This is a genomic window from Dietzia sp. DQ11-71, from assembly GCF_014144995.1.
GTDB lineage: Bacteria > Actinomycetota > Actinomycetes > Mycobacteriales > Mycobacteriaceae > Dietzia > Dietzia kunjamensis.
In genome coordinates this window covers 1-3,950 of record NZ_JAALDT010000291.1, presented here as the reverse complement: position 1 = coordinate 3,950, position 3,950 = coordinate 1, and the positions used below count along the sequence as shown (strand labels likewise).

Below are 3,950 nucleotides of genomic sequence, written 5' to 3'. Positions count from 1 at the left end.
GCCGCGCGGGCCTCGTCGGTGGGCGTCAGCAGGGGCGCCATCCGCGTCAGGCGCCGGGGCCGACGTTGCGCGACGGGCGGGTGCGCAATTCGTGCACGTACTTCTCGGGGGCCCCCGCGCACTCGGCGGCGTCCGCGAGCAGGCCGAGGTAGCGCGCGGACGGCAGACCTCCCTCGAAGGCGTCCATCACGTACAGCCACGCGAGCACGGTGTCGTCGGTGCCGGCCGGGGCGATGTCCAGGGCGAACTCGGACTCCTGCGCGTCGACCGGGGGACCGTCGGGCACGGTGGGCCGGCGCGTGATGCGGACCCGGATCTTGCGGGCGGGCATCCGGTCCGTGCCCTCCCAGCGGTCGAGGGCGCGGACGTCCTCGTCGGGGACGTCGTAGAGCACCACGAACACCCTGGAGTCCGGGTCCTCGACGACGGTGGCGACGGCACCCTCCCACGTGGGGTCGTCCCCGGCGAAGGTCAGGCGCCAGCCCTCGAGCCAACCCGTCCCCGCGAAGGGCGAGTGCGGCGCGCGGGTGTTCATCTGATCGGGATACATGTTCGTCCCGTACGCGGCGTAGAGAGGCACGCCCACAACCCTAGCCCCTTCGGTGGTGGCGGCCAGATGTCCCGGCGTCCCCGATCGAGGCGTTCGACTACCGTGTACGGCGGACGTGACGCGATCCGCCACAGCGGGCTGCGGCGCCCGGCCCTTACCCCTGTGAGCCGTGGAGGACATGTGACGCAACGCATCATCATCATCGGCGGCGGCCCCGCCGGCTACGAGGCCGCGCTGGTCGCGGCCCAGTACGGTGCGGACGTCACGATCGTCGACTCCGACGGCATCGGCGGCAACTGTGTCCTGAGTGACTGCGTGCCGTCCAAGACGTTCATCGCCACCACCGGCGTGCGCACGGACATGCGCCGGGCCGAGGAGATGGGCGTCCAGGCGCACTTCGATCCCACCGCCTACAAGCTGGGTCAGGTCAACGGCCGGGTCAAGTCCCTGGCGCGCGCCCAGTCCGCGGACATCCGGTCGCAACTCCAGCGCGAGGGCGTGCGGCTGCTGTCCGGACGGGCCCGTCTGCACGACTCGCAGCCCGGCATGGCCTCCCACCGGGTGGCCGTGACGTTCGATGACGGCCAGGAGAAGATCTTCGACGCCGACGTGGTCCTGGTGGCCACCGGGTCCAGCCCCCGCGTGATCTCGGGCGCGGAGCCCGACGGCGAGCGGATCCTCAACTGGCGTCAGCTCTACGACCTCACCGTGCTCCCGACGCACCTCGTGGTGGTGGGATCGGGCGTCACCGGTGCGGAGTTCGTCTCGGCGTTCACGGAGATGGGTGTCAAGGTCACCATGGTCTCCAGCCGCGACCGTGTGCTGCCGCACGAGGACGCCGACGCCGCCCTGGTGCTGGAGGAGGCGCTCAGTGAGCGGGGCGTCTCGCTGGTCAAGCACGCGCGCGCCGACGCGGTCGAGCACTTCGAGGACGGCATCATCGTCCGCCTCGGGGACGGTCGCACGGTCAAGGGGTCCCACGCCCTCATCTGCGTCGGTTCCGTGCCCAACACCGAGGGCCTCGGACTGGAGAGCGCCGGTGTCGAGTTGCAGCGCAGCGGCCACATCAAGGTCGACCGCGTCTCGCGTACCACCGCGCCGGGCATCTACGCCGGCGGCGACTGCACCGACCTGTTCCCGCTCGCCTCCGTGGCCGCCATGCAGGGGCGCATCGCGATGTACCACGCGCTGGGCGAGGGCGTCAGCCCCATCAAGCTCAAGACCGTGGCCTCGGCCGTGTTCACCCGGCCGGAGATCGCCACCGTCGGCATCTCGCACGCGCAGATCGAGAGCGGCGAGGTGCCGGCGCGCGTGGAGGTCATGCCGCTGGCCGGCAACCCCCGGGCCAAGATGCGCAGCCTGCGCCGCGGGTTCGTCAAGCTCTTCTGTCGCCCGGCGTCGGGCGTGGTGGTCGGCGGTGTGGTCGTCGCCCCCACCGCCTCCGAGCTCATCCTGCCGATCTCGGTGGCGGTGCGGAACCAGCTCACGGTGGGCGATCTCGCGGGCTCGTTCTCGGTCTACCCGTCGATGACGGGCACGATCACCGAGGCGGCGCGCCAGCTCATGCGCCACGACGACCTCGACTGACAGGCATCCGGCGCCCCGGCATCCGGTGCGATGGAGACGATGTCGCGTGCCCTGCGCACTGTCCGGAAGGGCCGTTCAGGTTAGGCTAAGCTCCGTCGACGTCGACGACACGGCGTCGGGAACCGCTAAGGAGCCACAATGAAGCTGCGTCGTGTTGCAGCCCTGGCCGCCGCCGGATCCCTCGTACTCGGGCTGGCGGCCTGCACCTCGGACTCCGACGAATCGGACGCACTGGTGCTCTACTCCGGTCGCAGCGAGAGCCTCGTGGCCCCGCTGATCGAGCAGATCTCGGACTCCACCGGGGTGGACATCGAGGTGCGGTACGCCTCCACCCCGGAGATGGCGGCGCAGATCGCGGAGGAGGGGGAGGCCAGCCCCGCGGACGTGTTCTTTTCACAGGACGCCGGGGCCCTCGGTGCCCTCGACAACGCGGGCCTGCTGCAGCAGCTCGACGAGTCCGTGACCGAGGCCGTCCCCGCGGAATACCGCGCGGCGGACGGCACCTGGGTCGCGACCAGCCTGCGGGCGCGCGTCCTGATCTACGACTCCCGGACACTGGACGAGGCCGAGGTGCCCGACACCATCGACGCGGTCCTGGCCCCCGAGTGGAAGGGGCGCGTGGGCTACGCGCCCACCAACGCGTCGTTCCAGTCCTTCGTCACGGCGCTGCGGGTGGACCGGGGCGACGAGGCCGCCGAGCAGTGGCTGCGGGACTTCCTCGCCAACGACCCGCAGACCTTCGAGAACAACAACGCGCTCCTGCAGGCCGTCGACGCGGGCACCGTCGAACTCGGTCTGACCAACCACTACTACTGGTACAACTCGGCCGCGGAGAAGGGTGCGGAGAACATGCGCGCCCGCGTGAAGTACATGGCGCAGGGCGATCCGGGTGCGCTGGTCAACGTGGCGGGCGTCGCGATCCTCGCCTCCACGGACCGCCCCGACGACGCCCGCCGCGTCGTCGAGGCGTTCCTGGCCGAGCCGGCCCAGACGTACTTCGTCGAGGAGACCAGCGAGTACCCCGTGGTCCCGGGGATCGCCACGGATGCGGCCGGCCTCCCTCCGCTGGACACGCTCGGCGGCCCGGACATCGACCTCGGTCAGCTGGACGGTCTCGAGCAGACGCAGGCGATGCTCGCCCGCGTCGGCATGATCTGACGGACCGGACATCGACCTGCTGACGCGACTGCGCGGCGGCCGGCCCCTGCTCGGGGCGGCCGCCGTGCTGGCGTGCGCGGCGACGCTCATCCCGCTGGTCTACCTGGTCATCCGCGCGGGCGAACGGGGCCCGGCGTCCGCCGCCGAGGTGCTCGGCTCCGGTCGGACGCTGACCCTCCTCGGCAACACCGTCGTGCTGGTCGTGTTGGTCACCACCGCCAGCGTGATCGTCGGGGTGGGGATGGCGTGGCTCGTGGTCCGCACCGACCTACCGGGGGCCCCGGTCATCGGTGCGCTCTTGTGCGTTCCGCTGGCCACGCCGTCGTATGTCCTCGGCTACCTCTGGGTGGCCGACTTCCCGGAGGTCCTCGGGTTGCCGGGGGCCGTCGCGGTGCTCACCATCTCCTGCTACCCGTACGTGTTCCTCCCCGCCTCCGCCGCCCTCCGGCGGGTGGACCCGGGACTCGAGGAGGTCGCGCGCACCCTCGGGCACGGCACCACCCGTGCCGTGTTCGGGGTGACGTTCCGACAGATCCGACCGGCGGTCGCCGCGGGCGGGCTCCTGGTGGCGCTGTACACGCTGTCCGACTTCGGTGCGGTCGCGATGCTCCGCTACGAGGCGTTCACACTGGGCATCTACCACTCCTACCGGGCG

4 protein-coding genes are annotated in these 3,950 nt (G+C 71.4%); 3 read left to right on the top strand and 1 reads right to left on the bottom strand.

Translation table 11 applies throughout. The features are described 5' to 3' along the window. Positions 1 to 46: 46 nt before the first annotated feature. Positions 47 to 580 (bottom strand): gamma-glutamylcyclotransferase family protein, encoded by a 534-nt coding sequence (locus G6023_RS10785; RefSeq protein WP_154830311.1) that lies wholly within the window; start codon positions 578 to 580, stop codon positions 47 to 49. Positions 581 to 730: 150 nt separating this feature from the next. Here G6023_RS10785 and G6023_RS10780 point away from each other — a divergent pair, with 150 nt between their 5' ends. The 3 genes from G6023_RS10780 to G6023_RS10770 all read left to right on the top strand — a co-directional run. Then, a complete protein-coding gene (locus G6023_RS10780; protein ID WP_182635475.1) occupies positions 731 to 2,137 on the top strand; it encodes an NAD(P)H-quinone dehydrogenase in 1,407 nt (468 codons plus the stop codon). A gap of 138 nt (positions 2,138 to 2,275) precedes the next feature. After that, positions 2,276 to 3,295, top strand: coding sequence for an iron ABC transporter substrate-binding protein (locus G6023_RS10775; RefSeq protein ID WP_132063512.1), 1,020 nt, complete (start codon positions 2,276 to 2,278; stop codon positions 3,293 to 3,295). Positions 3,296 to 3,359: 64 nt separating this feature from the next. Further along, a partial coding sequence (locus G6023_RS10770; RefSeq protein WP_347570761.1) for an ABC transporter permease occupies positions 3,360 to 3,950 on the top strand: 591 nt, incomplete at its 3' end.

What these genes read in the sequence shown, in the direction of transcription:
- G6023_RS10775 (WP_132063512.1), top strand. Translation starts at nt 2,276, where the DNA reads ATGAAGCTGCGTCGTGTTGCAGCCCTGGCCGCCGCCGGATCCCTCGTA.